This is a genomic window from Tolypothrix sp. FACHB-123, from assembly GCF_014697075.1.
Taxonomy (GTDB): Bacteria; Cyanobacteriota; Cyanobacteriia; order Cyanobacteriales; family Nostocaceae; genus Aulosira.
Genome location: NZ_JACJRE010000003.1, coordinates 26,526 through 49,046, shown reverse-complemented (window position 1 = coordinate 49,046; position 22,521 = coordinate 26,526). Strand labels below are relative to the sequence as shown.

The window sequence follows — 22,521 nt, the reverse complement described above, 5'->3', positions numbered from 1 at the left end:
AATTTATGAAACTTAACTTCGCGGGTCTTAGCGATCCCGGACTTATTCGATCTAATAACCAGGATGCTTACTATATTGACCCAGAGAAGCGATTTTGCATCGTTGCTGATGGTATGGGTGGTCACGCCGGCGGAGAGCAAGCCAGTCGGATTGCAACTGAGGAAATTCAAGCCTATTTAACGGCTAATTGGGAATCTTCTCAGTCTTCTCAGGAACTACTAGTACAAGCTTTATGGCAAGCTAATGAAGCCATTTTGCAAGATCAGCAAAATCATCCCGAACGAGCTGATATGGGTACAACGGTGGTTGTGCTAATTTTTCGCGCTCCTGAGAGTCCCTGGTGCGCCCATGTGGGTGACTCCCGGCTTTATCGCTTACGAGGAGAGGAATTAGAACAAATCACAGAAGACCATACCTGGGTCGCTAGAGCCATTAAACTGGGTGATATTACTTTTGAAGAAGCACGGAATCATCCGTTCCGTCATGTTTTATCCCGCTGTTTGGGGCGAGAAGACTTACATCAAGTCGATGTTCAACCCCTAGATGTGAATGTAGGCGATCGCTTACTTTTATGTAGTGACGGTTTAACAGAAGAACTCATCGAGCCAAAAATCGCTGACTGTCTTCAAGACTCCGTTTTAGAAAAAGCCGCCGAATCTCTAGTTGAAGCAGCTAAAGCTCACGGTGGGCATGATAACATCACAGTTGCGATCGTCGCTGTTGCCGAAAATTAACAATTAATGGTTTTCAGCTAATGCTGCTAGCCACATCTGACTTGAATTCAGATGGGGTCATCATCGCTTGGCTATCCTACAGCCAAAAATAGTAACCTTTCCAGGGTATCCAAACATTGAAAAATATTTGCACAATCGAAAATTCTCTTATCTTCTAACTATTTTAGTAAATATACTCAGCAATTTGTTCAATCTGAGCATTTTTTCAATTTACAACTTGATAGAAATATTTCTAGCCTCCTATTTACCTGAAGGAGGCTAATTTTCTCTATTTTGTTAGATTGACTTCTTGCACTTAATGAGGTATAGAGAATATAATAATTTACCCACTTACTTCATCACTTCCTCTTAAGCAAATCTTAAGAGAAATTGGCATTCCCAAACCAGGCATCAACCCTCCTGGTTTAGCCAGCCATACAACTTAAAAAAACCTGTATTCCCAGACAGACTTCAGTTGTATATCAGTAGAGTGAGGCTTAACCTAAGCCAACTGGAAAATAACCCATAAGTAAGTGGGCAAAATTAATCCATAAGGATGTAGGCAAATTCGTCAAACTATTGTTATCTTTCTTAATACAGAGGAACAAAGGTCGAACGAATAGCAGTCCCAATACTATCCTTTTGGAACCTTAGTAACCTGAACCAAGATAACTTTTACACGTTGTTTTTTTCTGGAGTTAACTATGAACGGCCCAATCGAACTTTCCTTGGAACAGCAATTTAGCATCCGCTCCTTCGCTACTCAAGTGCAACATATGAGCCATGACCAAGCCAAAGACTTTTTAGTCAAGCTTTATGAGCAAATGGTCGTCCGCGAAGCAACTTACCAAGAACTACTCAAGCACCAATGGGGCTTAGATTCAGGCTCCACTTTGGCATAGATTCTATTCTAATGTCGCAGTGGGCGACCTCCTTCTCTTGCTTGGTTCCAAGGAGGAAATGAGCTGGGGATGCTGGGGCGTCAACTTCGATAGGCAATTACGCAAAATCGTCAATAAACAATCAAATTATCTATTGAATCATAGCCATTAGGCTAAATTCATTATTGCATCTAAGTATGACAGTCTACCTAAGTAAACATCTGAGTGTTAACTATATAGATAGTCAAACTGAGGCACAATTTACGCACAATCATTGAAGCTACTTCACTCAGTAATGAGTAGTTATTGTAGAAATTTCAACGGTTGCAGCTTCTATAAGTCTTACCGTAGCTAATTATATTTTTTATAAATACAAGTTACAACTAGATATAGTTTTTTATTAATAAAACTTAACTTTTTCGCCGACAAGGCTTGAATAATTCATAAGTAATGTAAACTACAACATAATACAAAAAAATCACGGAAGCCAAAAACCCTGATAGTTATGGGTTTGAGAATTGATTGATCTTAAGGCTGTTGACTGTTGACTGTCCACAGCCCTCACGATGGATTGTGCAACTTAAAAGCAGCTTATCCAGAAAGGTCAAATTGAGAATGAGTATTTACTCCTTCTAGCTTGGCTAAAATCTGGGGTTTCATTTTTTCATACTCTCGTTTGAGCAAACCTTTGCTCATTTGGGGTTCCGCAGCAGAAATCAAAACTTGACTACTTGTCGCCCATTCTTGTAGTTTTTGACATTGAGCCGCAGCGATAGTAGAACTTAAGACATGAGAACAGTTAGTTGGGGCTTCTCTGGAAAAGAATAATAGGCGATAGTGACCTGTTTGTCCTAGGAGATTAGTAATTTCTTGACCGAAACTAGTTTTGAGATCCAGGTAGTAAGGTAACCATTTAGGGCCATGCTTGCGGTTGTAAATCACCGTAATCCACAGCAGCATCGGGTGGGGAATAGTAATAAACATAAATTGGTTGTAGCGTTTACAAACCAAGCGCTTTTGTATTTCCTCTTGCGGTAGCATTATCCACAAAGATGGTATAGTGCCCCCATTAGTATTGATGATTTGGGGAAAAACAATATCCGCAATTGGTTTACCTTGCGGCCAAGAATAACTAGTAGTAATTTTCGGTTGAGAATCAGATGGTTTTGAGTCCACCTGAGGCTTTAGCGCTAACTCAGGTTTAACTCCAACGTCATTATTTTGGACTTTGCTTGGTGTTACAGTTAAACGTGTGTAGCAATGTTGTTCTATAGCAGCTAAACTATTGAGGATTTCACTGATCTTTTGCGGGCGATCGCCTGCATCTTTAGCAAGACAACTCAACACTAAATCTTCCAATTGCTTGGGTAATACCAAATGAGGCGCAGTTTCAGCAAAGGGAGTCGGTTGTTGATAACGATGTAATTTATACCATGCTCCAAAAGAGGAAGTTGTTGGTATTAATGGCATCGTACCTGTGAGCATCTCATACATCATCACGCCCAAACTATAAATATCAGAGCGATTGTCTAGTTCCTTACCCTCCATTTGTTCTGGCGAAGAATAAGCTAGAGTGCCTAAATAATAGCTAGTTACATTACCATCTGACTGGAGTAATTTAGCAATCCCAAAATCTAGAACCTTAACTAATTCTCCAAAACTGGGATCTTGAATTACCAACATATTGCTGGGCTTGATATCCCGATGGATAATGGGGTAAATTGTGCCATCAACAGGAATACCATCATGGGCAGACTGTAATCCCAGACAAATTTGACGCACCATACTCAAAAATCTGGGTACAGTCAAATTTTGCGCTCGAATTAGTTGACTTAAACTTTGGCCCTGCAAATATTCCATTACATAGAAGGGCGTGTTCTTTTCATCTACACCATAGTCCATTACTCTGACAATATGAATACTTTTTTGTCCGAGTAAAGCACAGGTTTTAGCTTCGCGCTCAAAACGTTCTTGCAAGCGCATTTTTTCATTCTGGATAGACAAAGCCAGAAACTTGACCGCGACAGGTACTCCTCCCAACAAAATATCCTTAGCACGATAAACTCGGCCCATTGCTCCCGTACCGATTAATTCTTGAAGCTGGTAGCGTTTGCTAAGTAAGCGACCAATGTTGGGATCTGACATAAAAATTTATTTGTTTTAAGTTGAAACAGTATAACTTCCAATTCCCAATTGGCGTAGTTATGCTAATAATGCCCAGTTTTATCAAAAAAAATATCGAAGTAGGAGTAAAAATTCTCTGACGGCTGTGACTAATTAATCAGCTAATGCGGGTCTAAATTGCATAAATAGTAATAAGGGCTGTTAATTGTTGACGGTTCACAGTTAACAGTCAACGATCAACAGTCAACAATAGCAATGAAATATTTTTTCACTTGCAAGATCCTAAACCCATGATGTTTGTTGTTGGGTTTGATTTCTCAACTCAACCTACCTGTCAATTTTTCACAGTTTATAGTAAGAAAGCGATTAGAGCGATCGCTTGGGGAAGGTTAACAATTTCCTTGTGATTGTTCGCAAGCGCCAATACTCACCCAACTACTAGAACCATCTTCACCATGTTCTTTTTTCCAAATCGGGGCGTTATGTTTCAGGGTATCAATAGCATAGCGACAAGCTTCAAAGGCTTCACTGCGATGGGGACAACCCACAGCTACCAACACGCTAATTTCCCCAACTTGCAATCTACCAATGCGATGATGGATCGCTACCCGATTGACATCAGGCCACAGGGAACGAATTTCGGCAGCGATTTGCGCAAATACCCGTAAGGCCATCGGTTCATAGGCTTGATACTCTAAAGAAACTACTGGCTTACCATCAGTTTGATTGCGAACCATACCACTCATTACTACTACTGCACCATTAGCTGGATCGTTAGCCTTGGTGTAGATTTCTTCCATAGACAAGGGTGCAAAAGTAATAGCAAAGCTATCTTCGGTTCTTTGGGTAACGCGCAAGTTTAGTGTGTTTGTCATAAAAGAGTTCATATACATCAATATACTTTGTTCATCCTATCGCTTCAGTGCTAGCAAACTACTGCCAGAACAATAGGAAAATTGTGGCAGAGAAAAGAGGCTCTCTGAATGCCAAAGTTTTCATCCCATATATGAAAGGAGGATGGTTGAAGGTTGACGCTTGAAGGTTGACTAATGACAAATGACTCTTTCCATCTCAAAACAACTTGCGTCCATGATCATGTCAAAAGTTCACAAAATATATGAGAATTGATCAAATTTGGATTTGAAATTTTCGCTGGAAATCGCTTGCTAGATATTTTTTGCACCAATCCATTTGTGACCACCATTGTTTAAATTTGTCTTAATCTATGGGATTACTGATGGAAAAGCAATAGGATTATTGAAGTAAATTTATATCAAATTGAAAGTTCGTAGTCATGTTTCTCAAGACACATTACTATAATTAAAGTAATTATAGTTGTTTGTGAAATTCATTAGATAATCGCCTATTCTGTGGCTTCATTTCCTGGAAATGTAAGTCTAGCTGGTATTTTCGGCAAAAATTTCCTAATTAATCCAAAAAATTAACAAATGTATATATTTTACTGGCAAGTAGGATCTCAGTAGGCAGTAATAAAATGCTGCCAGCTTTTCGTTTTCTCTGCTGGATGAATTTAAAAAATCGTGAGTAACACGAATCTATGTAATTCAATCGTAGTAGGAAAGTTGAATGAACTTTGTATTGTGTAACCCTGAATTAGCGCGGCTTGAAGCTCTGCGTAAGTATCAAATACTCGACACTGTTCCCGAACAAACATTTGACGATTTGGCGTTTTTAGCAGCGCAGATTTGTCAGACACCAATCGCCTTAATTAATTTTATTGATAGTCATCGCCAGTGGTTTAAGGCGAAAGTAGGGTTGGAGGTGGAGCAAATGTCGCGAGAATTAGGTTTTTGTCCAATATGTATCCAGCAATCCCAACCGCTAATAATTCCCGATACTTTGGCTGACGAACAGTATGCTACTTCTTTGGTGGTTACCTGTGAACCTCATGTAAGATTTTACGCTGGTGTACCTTTAATTGCACCGGGAGGAGAAGCGATCGGTACTATATGTATAGTAGATCGGGTACCGCGTCAAATCAGCGATCAGCAAATTGCATCGCTACAAGCTTTAAGTCGCTTGGTGGTTAGAGAGTTAGAAATCAGACGTAATTTGCTGGAATTAGCCAGTATTAAAGCTGAATTTAAACAGGCGCAACAAGCACAGTATCAAAGTGAAAGCACTCTCCGCAGTTTCTTCGATAGTGCGCCGATGATGATGGGAATTGTGGAGTTGGTAGATAATGATATCCGACATATTTCTGATAACCTGGCGACAGCAAAATTTTTGGGACTCACCCCCAGCGCTATGCAAAATCGCCAAGAGCGAGAGATGGGTGTAGCAGAGGAGAAAATAGTTAAGTGGCTAGGTTATTACCAACAAGCAGCAGCTAGCCAATCACCTGTGAAATTTGAATATGCTGAGGATCGTCCCCAAGGTAAAAGGTGGTTGTCAGCAACAGTCTCAGAAATTGCACAGAGTCCGACTAAGCGTCCACAATTTGCCTATGTGATTGAAGATATTAGCGAGCGTAAACAAGCCGAAGAAGAATTACGCTGGACAGAAGCACTGTTACGCTCGATGACTAGTGTTTCCCCTTTAGCATTTTATGTGGTAGATAACCGCACTGATGAGATACTGTATTTTAACGATCGCTTTTGTGAAATTTGGGGTATTAAACATCTCCAATCGCAGATGGCAACACAAAAGTTGAAGAATCGCGATATTATCCCCGATTGTGTGAAGTTGATTCTGGATATTCCGGCTTTTGCTGCTTCCTGCGCGCCGTTACAAAGTGAAGAGTACCGTTGCGTTGTGGAAGATGAGATTGCATTTAACGATGGACGAACCATCCGACGGTTCTCTACCCAAGTGCGCGATCGCGAAGATAAATATTTTGGTCGTTTATATATCTTTGAAGATATTACCACGCGCAAGCAAGTAGAACAACAAATGCGCGAGCAAGTTGCATTGCTTGATATCTCTACAGATGCAATTGTACTGCGGGATTTATCTAACAAAATTCTTTTATGGAATAAAAGTGCCGAACAGCTTTATGGCTGGACAGCCGCAGAAGCCATTCATACAAATGCTCATGAACTTTTTAGCAACGAACCTTTATCGCAATATTTAGAAATTTGCCAAACTGTAATTGCCCAAGGTTCTTGGCAAGGAGAATTAGAGAAAATTAGTAAATTGGGTAGAGAAATCATCGTTGAAAGCCGTTGGATGCTAGTACCAGACGAGCATTTACAACCTAAATCAATCTTGATTGTCGATACCGATATTACCCAGAAAAAACAATTGGAGAAGAAATTTTTACGCGCTCAACGCATGGAAAGTATTGGTACTTTGGCTAGTGGTATTGCCCATGATTTAAATAATGTGTTATCGCCCATTTTGATGTCAGTGCAACTGCTAAAAATTAAGTCTCCCGACCGACAAGTTGAGCAAATGTTGTCGATAGTAGAAAATAACGTCAAACGCGGCGCTAATTTAGTTAAACAAGTATTATCTTTTGTGCGGGGAATTGAAGGCGATCGCCGCGTAATTCAAGTTAAGCATATCATAGCTGAACTGCAACAAATTATTCAAGAAACATTCCCCAAAACAATTGAATTGACTACACAATTAGCCGCAGATTTATTTCCAGTCTACGGAGATGGCACCCAATTACATCAAGTCCTCATAAATTTATGTCTCAATGCTCGTGATGCCATGCCCGATGGTGGGACAATCACAATAGCAGCTAATAATATTTACATTGATGAAATCTACAGTCAGGTACATTTTGAAGCTCAAGTAGGGCATTACCTAGTTTTGACAATTACTGATACAGGATTTGGGATACCGAATGAACTATTAGATAAAATCTTTGAACCATTTTTTACTACTAAAGAATTTGGTTACGGTACAGGATTGGGTTTATCTACAGTTATCGGCATTATCAAAGGACATGGTGGTTTTATTAATGTATCCAGTTCCTTAGGAAAAGGGACAACATTTAAAGTTTACTTACCTGCGGTGAATACAGTGGCAATTCCAATGCCAGAAGATAGTGAAATGCCAAACGGAAATGGAGAATGGCTATTAGTTGTTGATGACGAAGCCGCAATTCGCGAAGTGACTAAAGCATCCCTAGAAAGCTATAACTATAATATTATCTCTGCTAATGATGGCATTGAAGCGATCGCACTTTATGCCCGGAATCAAGATAAAATTAAAGTGGTGATTATCGATATGATGATGCCCAAAATGGATGGCGCAACCACCATTACAACTTTGCATAGCATCAATCCAGAACTCCCTATTATTGCTGTCAGTGGATTAGCAACAAGCGAACAAGTGCCGATAGATAAAACATTTCAGCATACAGCATTTTTGCCTAAACCATATACTGTGCAGGAATTATTGAAAACTCTGTACTTGCTCTTGACGCAAAAATAATCAGGAAGTGATGCAACAGCAGCCAACTCATAATTTACCTTCCCCATGACATCTGAAATTTTAGCCGTTAATACAGCCTTTTATCGAGCTTTTGAAAAAAAAGATATTGAAGCCATGAGTGATGTCTGGTCGCAAGGAATTGGTATTACTTGCGTTCATCCCGGACGCAGTATACTGCGGGGTTGGAAGCAAGTTCGTGCTTCTTGGGAACAAATATTTAAAAGCACAGCCTACATAGAAATCAATCTAGATATTATGGCAACAGAAGTAGCTGATAATATCGCTTATGTTGTGCTGGTAGAAAATGTCTTGCAAGTTGTTAATGGTAGAAGGCTAGAAGCCCAATCAATCGCTACAAATGTGTTTCAACTGCTTGGGGGAAAATGGTATTTAGTACATCATCATGGTAGTCCGATTATGCGCTAATTTTATTAATTGTTGACTGTTGACTGACTTGAAAGGCTCTTATTGTCAGGATTTTATCTTAGCTTGATGTCCTAATTTATCTGGCTGCGGCTATATAACACACCCTACCAATTTAAAAAATCCAAAAAAATAAACCCGTTCAAACTCTAGTCGAACGGGTTTTATTGAAAATTAATTTGTAGAGTCTGGTGGATAAAATTTAATGTATCCATCAATATCTACTCTACAAATAACCTTGGAAGCGATGAATTTATCTCTGCTATGCAATTACAAATCAGGAGGTAAAATTACTTGATCGATTGCATGAATAACGCCATTGGAACCTCTAATATCTGCTTGAGTAACTTTGGCATCATTGACAGTTACGCCAGTAGCAGGATCAACTTTGACGTTAATAGCGCCACCTTCTACGCTTTTAACTTCGCCAGATTTTAAATCGCTAGATAAAACCTGACCAGATACGACATGGTAAGTTAATATCTTGACTAAAACTTCTTTATTCTCAGGCTTCAACAAATCTTTGACTGCATCTGGTGGTAATTTAGCAAATGCAGCATCAGTGGGTGCGAAAATTGTGAAATTATCTTTGCCAGCTAAAGTTTCTGTTAATCCAGCTGCTTTTAAAGCTTTGGTGAGAGTGCTAAAAGAAGCATTTGATTCAGCCAATGCTACCAAATTCTTGCCTTGGGTGTTATCGCTAGAACCACCAGCTGGTGCAGTTTGATTAGGTACGGGTGTTGCAGGTTTTGCAGGTGCTACAGGAGTTGCAGGCGCTTCTGTTGTTGGTTTGGTGGGTGTTGGTTCGGGGGTGGTGTTTGAGGTAGGTGCAACTTCAGCAGCAGGAGTACGGCTACTACGGTTGTAAGGAGGCTCATCAAAAATACTGGGTTGAGGATTGAGACCTCTGTTTTTAGGCTTCTGTGCTACTAAATTTCTGTTTGAAGTCGCACCTTTTGCTGCATCTTCTGTAGACTGAGCAGGTGCATAGTTAGCGTTAGCATTTATCCGTTGACTACGGTTGTAGGGTGCTTCAGCAAAAATAGTAGGGTTAGGATTTGTTGCCTCTTTTGCTTGAGATGGTAATGTAATCAAGAGGCTGCTTCCTGCGATTCCGACTATACCTGCTAGACTTGTCAGCAATTGGCTGTAATTTGCCTTCATAAATTTTATTTGTTTTAATTTTGCACAGGTTACATAAAGACTTATAACATTTTGCTACGCCAAAAATCTCACCTAAGAAGTAAGATGTTTTCGCCAAAATCATCGATTATTCTGGAAAATTGTGCTGCGTAGGGTTGACGGATTTAGGAAAAAATTATGGTATCAACAATTGCCAAGCATGTTGGAGATGTAAGCAATATCTATATAAATTAACTTATTATTTAACTTTCTTAAAGATTTTTGAATTTTTTTCAGGTGATTGTTTATACTGCAAATTGCGTGGATTTAAAGGCAGAACAATGATAATTATGGGTGCAAATTTAGTAGTAAGATGTTAGGTTAAGTTATGTATGACTGCCAAAACAATTTAATTATTTGATAATTGCATCATCAAATAAATCCTTTTTTGCTAAAAAAACAGATTTACTAAAAATTACCTAGAATTTTCAGGTTCTTAGCCATTACTTAGTCCACCATTAATTGAATTAGCAAAACGATAACTGAAACTAAAGATACAATTAGTAACATTGCTCAATTCACTAAATTATAGGGTATGCAAGATGTTGGAATTATACCAATGGGAATTATCTCAATATTCGGAAAAAGTGCGGTTAATTTTAGATTATAAAGGACTAAATTACCGCAAAATAGAGGTGACACCAGGAATTGGCCAGGTAGAATTATTTCGCCTGACTGGTCAAAAGCAAGTACCAGTATTGAAAGATGGTGGTAGATATATTGTTGATTCTACAGAAATTGCTAAGTATTTAGACTTAGAATATCCCGATCGCCCACTGATACCCACAGATCCGAAAAAAAGAGGTGCATGTTTATTAATAGAAGAATGGGCGGATGAATCAATCGGGATTAAAGGACGTAAAGCACTATTTGCGGCGATTAGTCAAGACCAAAATTTTCGCAAGTCTTTATTACCCACCTCGACACCAGATATCCTCAAAACTTTAATTGAAGGAGTACCCCGCGATTTCTTAACAGTGTTGGGTGTGGGTGTAGGTTATAGTCCAGATGTCATCAAGTCTGCGATCGCAGATTTAAAGCAAGACTTAGAAGCACTCACCCTACTATTAGCTGATAGTCCCTATTTATTAGGAGATGAACCGAGTTTAGCTGATTTAGCAGTTGCTGGTTTATCGATTATCTTAAAATTTCCCGAAGGGCCTTATCTAGATTTACCCGCCAGCTTACAAGGTAAAGGCGTCCCTGGATTAGCAGATAATCCCGATTATGCCCCATTCTTTGAATGGCGCGATCGCCTTTATAGCCAATTCCGTAAACCCTTAATCGGGACTTCACCATCAGCAAGCAGACCAACTTCGATTCAAATTGATTAATTAGTCATTGGTCAATAGTCAATGGTCAACAGTCAACAGATAATTGACTATTGACTCTGGACTTTGGACTATTGACCTTTGCCATTTTGTGCTAAAATTTCGTCGCAAGCTTGAACTCTACAACTAAAATGCAACATAAGTTCAGCCCAATATTGATATATCTAATCAGATGAATTCTGGACAACCTTTAGGTTCAGTTACCCAAGGCTCTCTCACTGGAGGGTTAGAAGTTAGATTACACCCGGATATTTCTGTAGAAGATATGCGGGTGGGGAAATTTTTAGTTGTGCAAGGGATGCGATCGCGCTTTTTCTGTATGCTAACAGATGTGGCGCTGGGAACTGCAAATGCACGCATTATCGCCGATCCGCCCCATTGGGAAGATACTTTTTTACGGGAAGTTTTAGCAGGGAGCGGTACCTACGGGACGATTAATCTCGCGCCAATGTTAATGTTTACCCCAGAAGAAGTAGCAGAATCTTTTTCGCCCACAAATGGTAAATCTGCTAATCCCTTTGCATCTTCAATGACTGGTTTGGCTTCATTTCAGCCACAAACCAGCACTTCAATGGAATTACTTCCAGTCAAAACCATCCCCAGTCACTTTAGCCAAGTTTACGAAGCCAGCGAGGAAGATTTTCGCCGCGTTTTTGGTTGGGAAGATGATACCCAGAGGAAAAATTTCTCCATCGGGAAACCTCTGGATATGGATGTACCTGTATGTATCGATTTAGATCGATTTGTTGAAAGAAGTAACGGAGTTTTTGGCAAATCGGGTACTGGTAAATCCTTCCTGACGCGCTTAGTTTTAGCCGGGATTGTCCGGAAAAACGCGGCGGTAAATTTAATATTTGATATGCATTCCGAGTATGGCTGGCAAGCTGTCTGTGAAGGTAAGCAATATAGTACAGTTAAAGGATTAAAACAGTTATTTCCGGGTAAAGTAGAAGTTTATACCCTAGATCCAGAATCTACTAAGCGCCGGGGTGTGCGCGACGCGCAAGAACTGTATCTCAGTTACGAGCAAATAGAAGTTGAAGATGTAAAATTATGCTCCCGCGATTTGGGACTATCGGATGCAGCTTTAGATAATGCCAATATTCTCTATGCAGAGTATGGCAAAGCTTGGATTCTTCAGTTGTTGAACATGACAAATGAAGAAATTAAGCTGTTTTGTGAAGAGAAGCGGGGACACCAAGGCTCAATTATGTCTTTGCAGCGCAAACTTCTGCGCTTAGATAATTTAAAGTATATGCGTGCCGCTTGCCCGCAGAATTATATTAATCAAATTTTGCGATCGCTCGAAGCAGGTAAGCATGTAGTTGTGGAATTTGGCTCCCAGTCGGATATGCTCTCATATATGTTGGTGACCAACATGATCACCAGACGTATTCATGGGCATTATGTCAACAAAGCCGAACGTTTCTTGCACAGTGGCAATGTAAGCGATCGCCCGACGCAACTTGTGATTACCATTGAAGAAGCCCACCGCTTCCTCGATCCCGCCATCGTTCAAAGTACCATCTTTGGCACCATCGCCAGAGAGATGCGGAAATATTTCGTAACACTTCTAGTAGTTGATCAACGCCCGTCGGGGATAGATAATGAAGTTATGTCCCAAATTGGGACTCGTATCACTGCCTTGCTCAATGATGAAAAAGACATTGACGCAATTTTTACGGGAGTCTCCGGTGCTGGTAGTTTGCGATCGGTATTAGCCAAATTAGATTCTAAGCAACAAGCATTGATTTTGGGTCACGCCGTACCGATGCCAGTAGTAGTCCGTACCCGTCCCTATGATGCAACTTTTTATGCAGAAATTGGCGATCCAGCTTGGGAAGAAAAACCAGACGCAGAATTATTTGCGGCGGCTGAACTAGCCAAAGCCGATTTGGGGTTTTAGTCAATGGTCAGTGGTTAGTGGTCAGGTGTCAGTTGTCAGTTGTCAGTGTCTCCCCTGCCCAATGACCCATGCCCCATGCCCATGTCGTAACTCCCACAAACAATCAGTTCGGTTATCTCCCTACACCTCGGCAACAGAAGCGGAGGTTTTGGCGTCACTATATATATAGTTAGCACTCTAAAGGAAGTTGATTTTTTTTGCCAAACAAACCACTATATCCTATAATTGAAAGATTTATCTGGACTACTTTACTATCTAAAACATTTGTCGTATACTAATAAAAGTAGAACTCATACTGACTTCATATTTTTACAGTTACCGCCAGTGACTGATACCAAGAAGAATTCTTGACAACCAGCCAGTGTATTTCTAAGAGAGTAGAGAATTTATCCAGGGTAGGGGAACCTATCTCCGGGGAGTACCGTCGTTTCAACGAATGTATAAATTGATTGCAGATGATAGCTTCCTATGTTCCGTGATAGATGTAGTCCCTTGCCCAATCTGACTTAATTATTAAAGATTCATTGTGTTTACGGAGTAGAGGACAACGCACCAATGCCTACTGTTAACACCCATACCGAAAACCTCAACACCAAATTCACGGCTGATATGGTGCGAACCTATCTGCGAGAAATTGGTCGTGTGCCCCTTTTAACCCGTGAGCAAGAGATTGTTTTCGGGAAGCAGGTGCAACAAATGATGACGCTAGTGGACGCCAAAGAGGCTTTGGCGAAGAAGTTGCACCACGAACCAAGTTTATCTGAATGGGCGGATCACGTTCACCTATCCGAAACTGAGGTGAAACAGACTGTAGCTCAAGGTAAACGGGCAAAGCAAAAGATGATTGAAGCGAACCTCCGTTTAGTAGTCGCTATTGCGAAAAAATATCAAAAGCGCAATATGGAGTTTCTGGATTTAATCCAAGAAGGAACTCTAGGCTTAGAACGGGGTGTAGAAAAATTTGACCCAATGAGGGGATATAAGTTTTCTACCTACGCTTACTGGTGGATTCGCCAAGCAATTACTAGAGCGATTGCCCAACAAGGACGGACAATCCGCTTACCGATCCATATTACCGAGAAGCTGAACAAAATCAAGAAAGTACAGCGGGAACTAGCGCAAAAATTAGGGCGATCGCCAAATCCGGCAGAAATTGCCCAAGAGCTAGAACTAGAGCCTTTGCAAATTCGCGAGTACTTAAACATGGCTCGTCAGCCAGTATCTTTGGATGTGCGCGTCGGTGACAACCAAGATACCGAGCTGCAAGAAATGCTAGAAGATGACGGCCCTTCTCCAGAGTATTACACCACTCAGGAATTCTTGCGCCAAGACTTGAACACTCTGTTGGCGGAACTCACACCCCAACAACGCGAAGTTCTAGCGCTACGCTTTGGATTAGAAGATGGTAACGAAATGTCTTTGGCGAAAGTAGGTGAAAGATTAAATCTCAGCCGCGAACGTGTTCGCCAGTTAGAGCATCAAGCACTAGCTCATCTACGTCGTCGTCGAGCCAATGTCAAAGAGTATGTTGCCAGCTAGCAGTCAACAGCTTTTAATTAAAAATTAGCCTCCTGATTGCAGGGGGCAATTTTTTTATTGGGCATGGGGCATGGGGCATTGGGTGTTGTATTTCGCCTCTACTTACCTCTGCTTCCTTGTGCTGTTTGTCTATTAAGAACTAGCCTGAGCATTATTAATAATTAAGTTGGTCATGGTATTAATTAAGCGATCGCTCTCCATCGGTAAAATATCTTTACCATGCAAGACATCTTGAACAATATGAAAATGCACTAATGAGCCTACAAGTATCCTAGCCAGTGCTTCTGGATCGTTGATTTTCAATTCGGGATGACTAGCAAGGTATTGAGTCAGAGTTTCTACCACTGGTTTAATCATGGCGCGGACACAAATCTGGGCTAACTCTGGAAAGCGACCAGATTCGCCAATTATCACGCGCATAAATGCTGAATGTTCTTGGTCTGTAGCCATCAGTTCTAATGCTTTGGTGGCTAACTGGCGCAGAACAATCGCTGGTTCTCCCTGTAGAGGTTCTGTACCAAAAATGGAGTTAAACTTCTGGCGTGACATCTGCTCAAACAGGACTTTAAATAATCCCTCTTTATCTTGAAAGTGGCTGTAAACTGTAGCTTTCGACACACCAGCAGCGACAGCTACCTTATCCATGCTTGTCCCAGCATAGCCATTTTTGAGGAACTCCTGCATCGCCCCTTGCAGAATTTGTTCCACTTTATCAACGGAATTCTCTTTTTCTACTTCGTCAACTTTGATCCGTGCCATGTGTTCATCAACTTTGCTTATAACCATCTTACTGGGGATTGAGGGAGAGGGGGGATAAGGGCGACAAGGAAGCAGAGGGGGAAAATTACATCAATACTCTCCCAATACCTCTTGACTAAACTACTCGGTTTAGTTTAGCATTATTTTGAACTGGACGGTTTAGTTTAAAAATGCCGCCCAAAAGAGGGGAATACTATGGCGCAAAACTGGAATTTATTAGGTTTTCGAGCTTCCCAAGGTATTTTTAAGTCACCTACCATCCTGGCAATAATTACAGCTTTGATTACAGCCGGAGCTAGTGTTTATACGGTAACTAAGTTTCAGGCGGAGTCTGGGAAAAAGCAAGAACTAGCAACGCCGATTCAACCAGTTGTCAAAACTGTTACTGCATTGGGACGCTTAGAACCCAATGGTGAAGTGATTAAACTGTCTGCACCGACGGCTAATGAAGGAAATCGGGTTGAGCAACTATTGGTGAAAGAAGGCGATCGCGTTAAAGTTGGACAAGTAATTGCAATCATGGATAGTCGCGATCGCTTACAAGCAAGTTTGGGTGAAGCCCAAAGACAAGTGGAAGTGGCTAAATCTCGTCTTAACCAGGTAAAAGCTGGTGCAAAGCAAGGAGAAATTGGGGCGCGTCAAGCTACTGTTAATCGTCTTTCCGTTGAATTAGCAGGAAGCATTAAAACCCAGCAAGCGACAATTAACCGTCTAGAAGCAGAATTGCAAGGACAACAACAAAGCTTACAAGCAACCGTCGCCCGTGTCGCCGCTGAAAAACGCAACGCCCAAGCTGACGTACAACGCTATGAGAGTTTATACAAAGAAGGCGCAATCTCCAATCAAGAAGTCGATCGCCGCAGATTAAGTGCGGAAACTTCTACACAGCAATTTATCGAAAGCCAAGCCACAAAAGCCAGAACTGTAGCCACTTTGGAACAACAAATTAACGAAGCCAAAGCCAACCGCGACAAAACCATCGCCACATTACAACAACAAATCAACGAAGCCAAAGCCACCCTGAATCAAACGGCGGAAGTTCGCCCTACAGATATCGCCAACGCCCAAGCGGAAGTAGATAGCGCCCAAGCTACCGTAGGGAAAATTCAAGCCCAACTTAATCAAGCATATATTCGCGCTCCCAAATCTGGACAAATTCTGAAGATTCATACCCGCGCTGGTGAAACCGTTGGTAATGACGGAATTGTCGAATTAGGTCAAACTGACCAAATGTATGCAGTAGCAGAAGTATACCAAAGTGATATTCATAAAGTAAAACCTGGTCAACCTGTCAAAGTTATTAGCGATTCTCTCCCTAGTGAATTGCAGGGAAGCGTCGATTGGATTGGGATGCAAGTACAACGGCAAAATGTAATTAACGCCGACCCCTCTAGTAATATTGATGCCAGAGTAGTAGAAGTTCATGTCAAGCTAGATTCTGCATCCAGCGCCAAAGCTGCCCAATTTACCAATTTGCAAGTCAAGGCGGTGATTGAACAATGATAGGATTTATCTCTCAACTACAGCGCCGCACCCCTCTGGGATGGTTGCAACTGAATAAGCAAAGGAGTCGTTTTGTAGTCGCACTATCAGGCGTGGCTTTTGCAGATTTACTGATGTTCATGCAGCTGGGCTTTCAGTCAGCATTATTTGACAGCGCCACCAGACTGCATCAAGTATTACGTGCAGATGTAGTAATTATCAGTAACCAAGCCCGTAACATTTCCTTTATGTCTTCCTTTCCCAGAAGACGACTGTATCAGGCTGCCGATGTACCTGGTGTAAAATCGGCAGAGGCTTTGTATACCAACAACGTTACGTGGAAAAATCCCCAAACTCGCCGTGAGACAGGGATGCTGATTATCGGCTTTAATCCTGACCAGCCAGCATTTAACTTACCAGAAGTTAACCGCCAATTATCGACAATTAAACTACCGGATACTGTATTATTTGATGCTGCTTCCAGAGGAGATTACAAAGAAGCGATCGCCCAAATTTCTCAAGGTAAACCTGTCACCACAGAAATAGACCGGCGGACAATTAGCATTAATGGCTTATTCTCAGTCGGAGCCTCTTTTGGTGCTGATGGTAGCTTGATCACCAGCGATCAGAACTTTTTACAACTATTTCCCAAACGACAAGCAGGTAGTGTCAGTATCGGTTTGATTCAGTTACAACCAGGCTACGACCCTAAACAAGTAGCCAGCGCTTTAAAATCTTACTTACCTAAAGATGATATCAAAGTTCTCACCCACGAAGAATTTATTGCCTTTGAGAAAAATTACTGGCAGACAAACACTGCGATCGGGTTTATCTTTACCTTAGGTGTATCGATGGGATTTGTAGTCGGGGTGATTATCGTCTATCAAGTCCTTTCCACCGATGTTAATGCCCACATGAAAGAATATGCCACATTTAAAGCGATGGGATATAACAATCTCTACTTGCTAGGTGTTGTGTTTGAGGAAGCTTTAATTCTGGCAATCTTAGGGTTTATTCCAGGGATGACAGTATCTTTAGGACTGTATGCCTTAACCCGTGGTGCTACAAATCTACCACTATATATGACCTTGGCGCGAGCTATTCAAGTGCTGACGCTAACTTTCGTCATGTGTATGATATCGGGCGCGATCGCCACTCGTAAAGTTCAATCAGCTGATCCCGCAGACATGTTTTAACCGTCAACCGTCAACCGTCAACTGTCAACCGTCATTATGAACCCAGTAATCTCTGTGCAAAATCTCGACCATTACTTTGGTCAAGGTCAACTGAAAAAGCAAGTTCTGTTTGATATTACCTTAACAATCAACGCTGGCGAAATTATCATTATGACCGGGCCTTCGGGTTCTGGTAAAACCACATTGCTAACTTTGGTAGGCGGTTTGCGTTCTGCGCAATCTGGTAGTTTGCAAGTATTAGGAACAGAACTCTGCGGTGCTAATGCAGCTCAACTTACCGCAGCACGGCGCAGTCATGGCTATATTTTCCAAGCACATAACTTGCATGGTAGTTTGACCGCACTGCAAAATGTGAGAATGGGCTTAGAATTACACAAAGATATTTCACCCCAAGAAATGAAAAATCGCTCAGCGGAAATGCTAGAGCAAGTAGGATTAGGACAGCGCCTCAATTATTATCCTGATGATTTATCTGGCGGACAAAAACAACGAGTTGCGATCGCGCGTGCTTTAGTCAGTCGTCCTAAAATTGTCTTAGCAGATGAACCTACTGCGGCGCTTGATAGTAAATCTGGTCGAGATGTAGTTAACTTGATGCAAAAACTCGCTAAAGAGCAAGGTTGTACTATTTTGATGGTGACTCACGACAACCGAATTTTAGATATTGCCGATCGCATTGTCCACATGGAAGATGGTAAATTAGCTCAGGATCGGGCTATAGTTTCTGCTCTATCGTAAATCACTTTTTCTGGCTGATAAAATTATGATTGTGATTTGTCAGCGAATATTAATTTTTATCCCTGAGTTGTGGGATTTTTTTGAGCGATCGCAATTACTAAAAATAAGAATTGAAGAGAAATAAAGTATAATTTCTACCCCCCTGAGATAATCGCTCTCATAAATAAACCCAAATATATTACAAAAAGTAAATAGGATTGAAACCCTGACAATGAGAAATTACAAATGACCAATGACAGCCCTTGTCAGTTATCTTTAAAAGCCCATCGACGTAAATCAAATTTACTTATTAGTAAAAAGCTCTTAATATCTAGTTGTAAAGTTATTAACAAAACTTGATAAGTTAAAGAGAGCGATCGCGGCAATTTCTCTTTAAGAAGATAATTTTTTGTAACTTATTAGCTTTTTTCTCCTCACAAGTTCCTCACATTTATTATCTAATTTTAATTACATAAAAGCTTTGACTCTCGAAATCAAAACCTTCATTACCTATATAGGTAATGAAGGCGAGATTTTTCTTAAATTTTGCTGCTACTGATATTTGGCGAGAGCCAGAGCATTTTTAAACATTTAATCAACACACATTAACTTGACAATATCACCGATTAACATCGCTGAACTCACCGCACACAAAGATAGGTGAAACCGATGTTTTCGTTGGTTTTGTTGTAGTTTTTTCGATGGTTTTCACCTGAACTACACAGGGGTTATCTACTATGGCTGTTGTACTAAATCCACTCTCTATTGATAAATTCACCAATCCATTACCAAATCTACTCGCTCCGGGATTCTTTATTGATGCTAGGCGTAAAGGTAAATATACAGTCTCTATGAGTCAAGGTACTCATGACTTTGGTTTGGGAAAAGGAATACCCCTAGCACAAACTTGGGGTTACCATAGCCGTTTCGCTCCGGCGTGGGATGCAGCTGGTTTAAATTACCTTGGCCCGACTATTGTCGCCCAAAAAGATACACCTATCACAATCAATTGGAAAAGCAAGCTTCCTAAACAACATTTACTGCCAGTAGATACGACAATACACTGGGCTTACACTGGCACCAAGTATAATATCAGCAAAAATGGTGTTCCAGTAGTCGCCCACCTGCATGGTGGACACACCAAATCCAAATATGATGGTCTTCCCGATGCTTGGTTCACATCTACCGGTAAAGCCGGAAAGTTAGCTATCAATAAAGGTGCGACCCAAGCTTATACCTACGACAACGATCAACAAGCTGCGAATATCTGGTATCATGACCACGCCCTAGGAATCACTCGCCTCAATGTCTATGCTGGCTTAGCAGGTTTTTACATCTTGCGAGATAAGTATGATACTGGCGTACCAGATAATCCAAAAACATCTCGAATCGAAAACTCTCTTCCAGGTAATTACATCAATTTCGATTATCAAGGTAATGGGCGAAAAGATCCTGATGTTTACTATGAATATCCGCTAGTTATTCAAGACAAGATATTTCAAGCAGATGACCCAACTACCCCCGGTATCAACGAAGCCGGTCAGTTATTTTATCCAGCCTCCCACGAAGATTTGCTTGCAGCAGGCGTACATGGGATGCTTCCTGAAAACGTACCCCATCCTACTATAATTCCAGAGTTTGGTTCTGGGAATGTCATTCTTGTGAATGGGAAAGCCTGGCCTGTATTAGATGTTGAGCCTCGTAAATACAGATTTCGCCTGCTGAATGGTTCTGACTCGCGCTTCTACAGCTTACAACTACCAACTGGTTTAAAATTTTACCAAATCGGCACAGATCTAGGTTTACTGAATGCGCCAGTGGAACTCAACCAACTGGATATTGCACCAGGTCAACGAGCTGATGTAGTTGTCGATTTTAAAGGATATAAAGGACAGACTTTGATTCTAAATAATATCGCTGGTGACCTTGAAAGCGAACCAGTTCCCAACAACCCAGAGACAACGGGTCAAATTATGGCTTTTAAAGTTGGGAATAAGGTAACCGTTGCTGATACTCCCTTACCAGAAACCTTACGCACCAATAACCCGAAAGATAAGAGTAAACCAGCTTGGATATCCTTACCGACGAGTGTCAGTCAGATAGATCGCTACGATCATACAAGTCCTGACTATGTAGGCTTCAATGGTTTTCGCAACCCTGTAGATTATGTTACTCCCACCGATCCAATTACAGGATTAGCGATCGCCAAACAACTAGCTCTATTTGAGAATTCCAACGGTAGTTTTGGACGCATGACACCCATGTTGGGTACGATTCGCGAAGGTGCTTTAATGTGGCACGATCCCATTACCGAGTATGTCAAACTTGGAGACACCGAAATTTGGGAAATTTACAATACTACCCCTGATTCTCATCCTATTCATTTGCATCAGACAGGGTTCCAACTCCTGAGCAGACAGGAATTTAGCGCGGAACAGAGAGATCCATTAACAGGAGCCGAATCAGAAACAGCACCATTAGTCAATATTGAATTTGAGGGAGCAGCAACTCCGGCTACACCTCAAGAAGCGGGTATACTCGACACTGTCACGATTGCGCCGGGGGAAGTTATCCGTGTTGTAGCTACCTACGACCTACCTGGAGAGTACGTCTGGCATTGTCATATTCTCTCTCACGAAGATAATGAGATGATGCGACCTTATGAAATCTTAGCTCCGGGTAAAAATCCGCTTCTAGGATCAATGGATCATTCTCAGACTTCTGTGCTCATTTAAACATAACTCGTAGTCAGGACTTCAACCCTGACTACGAACCTAACCTCTTGGCGTTGGTCTAATAGACTACTATAATTGCAAAAATCAACTAGAAATCTGATGAGATTGCGAAATGCGGTAAATTCAAGTTTTAGGTGTCTCTATTCTGGAAAAAGTAAGATTTAGCGATCGCGTAAAATTATAGTTATGAGCTTGAACATAGGATGACTAAGCACAAATTGACCGTAGTTACCTGTGTTGGTTGTTTATTGTTGGCGGTATGTGCAATAGCATTATATGGGAGCCAGCGGCGTGAATGTGCGATCGCATCTTGCAATGCACCTTTCCCACAGGCTGTCAGTGGGGAACCACCCCAACCGCAAACATCAACCGAAAACTTACGTTTGCAAGCTCAAGCTATTACTGTCAGAGTGATGTCACAAGAATTCTTAGGTTCTGGAATTCTTTGGCAACAACAAGACTCTATTTATACAGTTGTCACCAATGCTCATGTTCTCAGAGCAGGTGATGCTCCCTACCGCATTCAAACACCAGATGGTGAGATATATAGCGCTAACGTGCCAAAAAACTCCAAGTTTGGTACAAATGATTTAGCAATATTGCGGTTTTATAGTCCTAAAAAAATTTATCCAGTTTCATCTATTGGTTCTCAACCAATGGTAGGCGATGAAGTTTTTGCTAGTGGTTTTTATTCCGAAGAAGATGAAGAAAAAGAAACATTTAGCTTCACTACTGGTAAAGTTTCACTGTTACTACCTCAAGCTTTAGAAGGTGGTTATCAAATTGGTTACAACAATAAAATCCAAAAAGGAATGAGTGGCGGCCCGTTGTTAAATCGTCGCGGTGAACTAATTGGTGTGAATGGAATGCAAGCCAATCCTTTATGGGATGTACCTTCTGTATTTGTGGATGGTTCAGAAGCGGATAAAACCTTACACGAGCAAATTAATAGTCTGAGTTGGGCTGTACCCATAGAGACATTAGAAAAATTAGTACTTGATAATTCTTAATTCCTAATAAGACTTATATTTTATTTCCAAAATATATTTTAATTGTACAGTTTCTTTCAAAAAGAAAACAGTATTCTTATATTCTTTATTCTCTATTCCATAAATCAATACCGTTC

16 protein-coding genes are annotated in these 22,521 nt (G+C 41.0%); 12 read left to right on the top strand and 4 right to left on the bottom strand.

The features are described from left to right. The first annotated feature begins 5 nt into the window (after positions 1-5). The gene (locus H6G41_RS02765) at positions 6-734 is read left to right on the top strand and encodes a Stp1/IreP family PP2C-type Ser/Thr phosphatase (RefSeq protein WP_190743408.1); all 729 of its coding nucleotides are present in this window, start codon (positions 6-8) and stop codon (positions 732-734) included. 683 nt (positions 735-1,417) lie between these two features. Beyond that, positions 1,418-1,615, top strand: a complete 198-nt coding sequence (locus tag H6G41_RS02760) for an NblA/ycf18 family protein (RefSeq protein WP_096588324.1) — start codon at positions 1,418-1,420, stop codon at positions 1,613-1,615. Positions 1,616-2,185: 570 nt separating this feature from the next. Here H6G41_RS02760 and H6G41_RS02755 read toward each other — a convergent pair. Beyond that, positions 2,186-3,739 (bottom strand): serine/threonine-protein kinase, encoded by a 1,554-nt coding sequence (locus tag H6G41_RS02755; protein WP_190743406.1) that lies wholly within the window; start codon positions 3,737-3,739, stop codon positions 2,186-2,188. Positions 3,740-4,107: 368 nt separating this feature from the next. Beyond that, on the bottom strand, positions 4,108-4,593 hold the full coding sequence (locus tag H6G41_RS02750; protein WP_190743404.1) for a molybdenum cofactor biosynthesis protein MoaE: 486 nt from the start codon (positions 4,591-4,593) through the stop codon (positions 4,108-4,110). A 712-nt stretch (positions 4,594-5,305) separates the two neighbouring features. Here H6G41_RS02750 and H6G41_RS02745 point away from each other — a divergent pair. Both H6G41_RS02745 and H6G41_RS02740 read left to right on the top strand, forming a co-directional pair. Further along, positions 5,306-8,125, top strand: coding sequence for a PAS domain S-box protein (locus H6G41_RS02745; protein WP_190743402.1), 2,820 nt, complete (start codon positions 5,306-5,308; stop codon positions 8,123-8,125). A 45-nt stretch (positions 8,126-8,170) separates the two neighbouring features. Beyond that, a complete protein-coding gene (locus H6G41_RS02740) occupies positions 8,171-8,551 on the top strand; it encodes a nuclear transport factor 2 family protein (RefSeq protein ID WP_190743400.1) in 381 nt (126 codons plus the stop codon). 267 nt (positions 8,552-8,818) lie between these two features. Here the strand turns inward: H6G41_RS02740 and H6G41_RS02735 are convergent, their stop codons facing one another. Next, positions 8,819-9,712 (bottom strand): fasciclin domain-containing protein, encoded by an 894-nt coding sequence (locus tag H6G41_RS02735; protein WP_190743398.1) that lies wholly within the window; start codon positions 9,710-9,712, stop codon positions 8,819-8,821. Between the two features lie 560 nt (positions 9,713-10,272). Between H6G41_RS02735 and H6G41_RS02730 the strand changes: the two genes are divergently transcribed. From H6G41_RS02730 to H6G41_RS02720, 3 genes are all read left to right on the top strand, one after another. Next, positions 10,273-11,064 (top strand): glutathione S-transferase family protein, encoded by a 792-nt coding sequence (locus H6G41_RS02730; protein ID WP_190743396.1) that lies wholly within the window; start codon positions 10,273-10,275, stop codon positions 11,062-11,064. Between the two features lie 169 nt (positions 11,065-11,233). Continuing rightward, positions 11,234-12,967 carry an ATP-binding protein gene (locus H6G41_RS02725; protein ID WP_096642650.1) on the top strand — a complete coding sequence of 578 codons (1,734 nt, stop codon included), beginning with the start codon at positions 11,234-11,236 and terminating at the stop codon, positions 12,965-12,967. Between the two features lie 555 nt (positions 12,968-13,522). Beyond that, on the top strand, positions 13,523-14,506 hold the full coding sequence (locus H6G41_RS02720) for an RNA polymerase sigma factor, RpoD/SigA family (protein WP_190743394.1): 984 nt from the start codon (positions 13,523-13,525) through the stop codon (positions 14,504-14,506). A 132-nt stretch (positions 14,507-14,638) separates the two neighbouring features. On the opposite strand, the gene H6G41_RS02715 is transcribed toward H6G41_RS02720, so the two are convergent. Next, entirely contained in the window at positions 14,639-15,265 is a 627-nt protein-coding gene (locus tag H6G41_RS02715) for a TetR/AcrR family transcriptional regulator (RefSeq protein ID WP_190743735.1), read from the bottom strand. 195 nt (positions 15,266-15,460) lie between these two features. Here H6G41_RS02715 and H6G41_RS02710 point away from each other — a divergent pair, with 195 nt between their 5' ends. The 5 genes from H6G41_RS02710 to H6G41_RS02690 all read left to right on the top strand — a co-directional run bounded on the left by H6G41_RS02710 (position 15,461) and on the right by H6G41_RS02690 (position 22,405). Then, positions 15,461-16,768, top strand: a complete 1,308-nt coding sequence (locus tag H6G41_RS02710; RefSeq protein WP_190743392.1) for an ABC exporter membrane fusion protein — start codon at positions 15,461-15,463, stop codon at positions 16,766-16,768. Beyond that, complete coding sequence (gene devC, locus H6G41_RS02705) at positions 16,765-17,943, top strand: ABC transporter permease DevC (protein ID WP_190743390.1); 1,179 nt, start codon at positions 16,765-16,767, stop codon at positions 17,941-17,943. The genes H6G41_RS02710 and devC overlap by 4 nt, the downstream gene beginning before the upstream one ends. 36 nt (positions 17,944-17,979) lie before the next feature. Beyond that, positions 17,980-18,681 (top strand): DevA family ABC transporter ATP-binding protein, encoded by a 702-nt coding sequence (locus H6G41_RS02700; RefSeq protein WP_190743389.1) that lies wholly within the window; start codon positions 17,980-17,982, stop codon positions 18,679-18,681. A gap of 716 nt (positions 18,682-19,397) precedes the next feature. Further along, positions 19,398-21,395, top strand: a complete 1,998-nt coding sequence (locus H6G41_RS02695; protein WP_190743386.1) for a multicopper oxidase family protein — start codon at positions 19,398-19,400, stop codon at positions 21,393-21,395. Between the two features lie 203 nt (positions 21,396-21,598). Next, entirely contained in the window at positions 21,599-22,405 is an 807-nt protein-coding gene (locus H6G41_RS02690) for a serine protease (RefSeq protein WP_190743384.1), read from the top strand. Positions 22,406-22,521 lie beyond the last annotated feature (116 nt).

Bases quoted from the DNA above. Each gene is read 5' to 3' on its own strand.
- H6G41_RS02730 (WP_190743396.1), top strand. From the start codon at position 10,273: ATGTTGGAATTATACCAATGGGAATTATCTCAATATTCGGAAAAAGTG.
- H6G41_RS02715 (WP_190743735.1), bottom strand. From the start codon at position 15,265: ATGGCACGGATCAAAGTTGACGAAGTAGAAAAAGAGAATTCCGTTGAT.
- H6G41_RS02700 (WP_190743389.1), top strand. From the start codon at position 17,980: ATGAACCCAGTAATCTCTGTGCAAAATCTCGACCATTACTTTGGTCAA.
- H6G41_RS02745 (WP_190743402.1), top strand. From the start codon at position 5,306: ATGAACTTTGTATTGTGTAACCCTGAATTAGCGCGGCTTGAAGCTCTG.
- H6G41_RS02690 (WP_190743384.1), top strand. From the start codon at position 21,599: ATGACTAAGCACAAATTGACCGTAGTTACCTGTGTTGGTTGTTTATTG.
- H6G41_RS02755 (WP_190743406.1), bottom strand. From the start codon at position 3,739: ATGTCAGATCCCAACATTGGTCGCTTACTTAGCAAACGCTACCAGCTT.
- H6G41_RS02695 (WP_190743386.1), top strand. From the start codon at position 19,398: ATGGCTGTTGTACTAAATCCACTCTCTATTGATAAATTCACCAATCCA.
- H6G41_RS02725 (WP_096642650.1), top strand. From the start codon at position 11,234: ATGAATTCTGGACAACCTTTAGGTTCAGTTACCCAAGGCTCTCTCACT.
- H6G41_RS02710 (WP_190743392.1), top strand. From the start codon at position 15,461: ATGGCGCAAAACTGGAATTTATTAGGTTTTCGAGCTTCCCAAGGTATT.
- H6G41_RS02750 (WP_190743404.1), bottom strand. From the start codon at position 4,593: ATGACAAACACACTAAACTTGCGCGTTACCCAAAGAACCGAAGATAGC.
- H6G41_RS02765 (WP_190743408.1), top strand. From the start codon at position 6: ATGAAACTTAACTTCGCGGGTCTTAGCGATCCCGGACTTATTCGATCT.
- H6G41_RS02740 (WP_190743400.1), top strand. From the start codon at position 8,171: ATGACATCTGAAATTTTAGCCGTTAATACAGCCTTTTATCGAGCTTTT.
- H6G41_RS02720 (WP_190743394.1), top strand. From the start codon at position 13,523: ATGCCTACTGTTAACACCCATACCGAAAACCTCAACACCAAATTCACG.
- H6G41_RS02760 (WP_096588324.1), top strand. From the start codon at position 1,418: ATGAACGGCCCAATCGAACTTTCCTTGGAACAGCAATTTAGCATCCGC.
- devC (WP_190743390.1), top strand. From the start codon at position 16,765: ATGATAGGATTTATCTCTCAACTACAGCGCCGCACCCCTCTGGGATGG.
- H6G41_RS02735 (WP_190743398.1), bottom strand. From the start codon at position 9,712: ATGAAGGCAAATTACAGCCAATTGCTGACAAGTCTAGCAGGTATAGTC.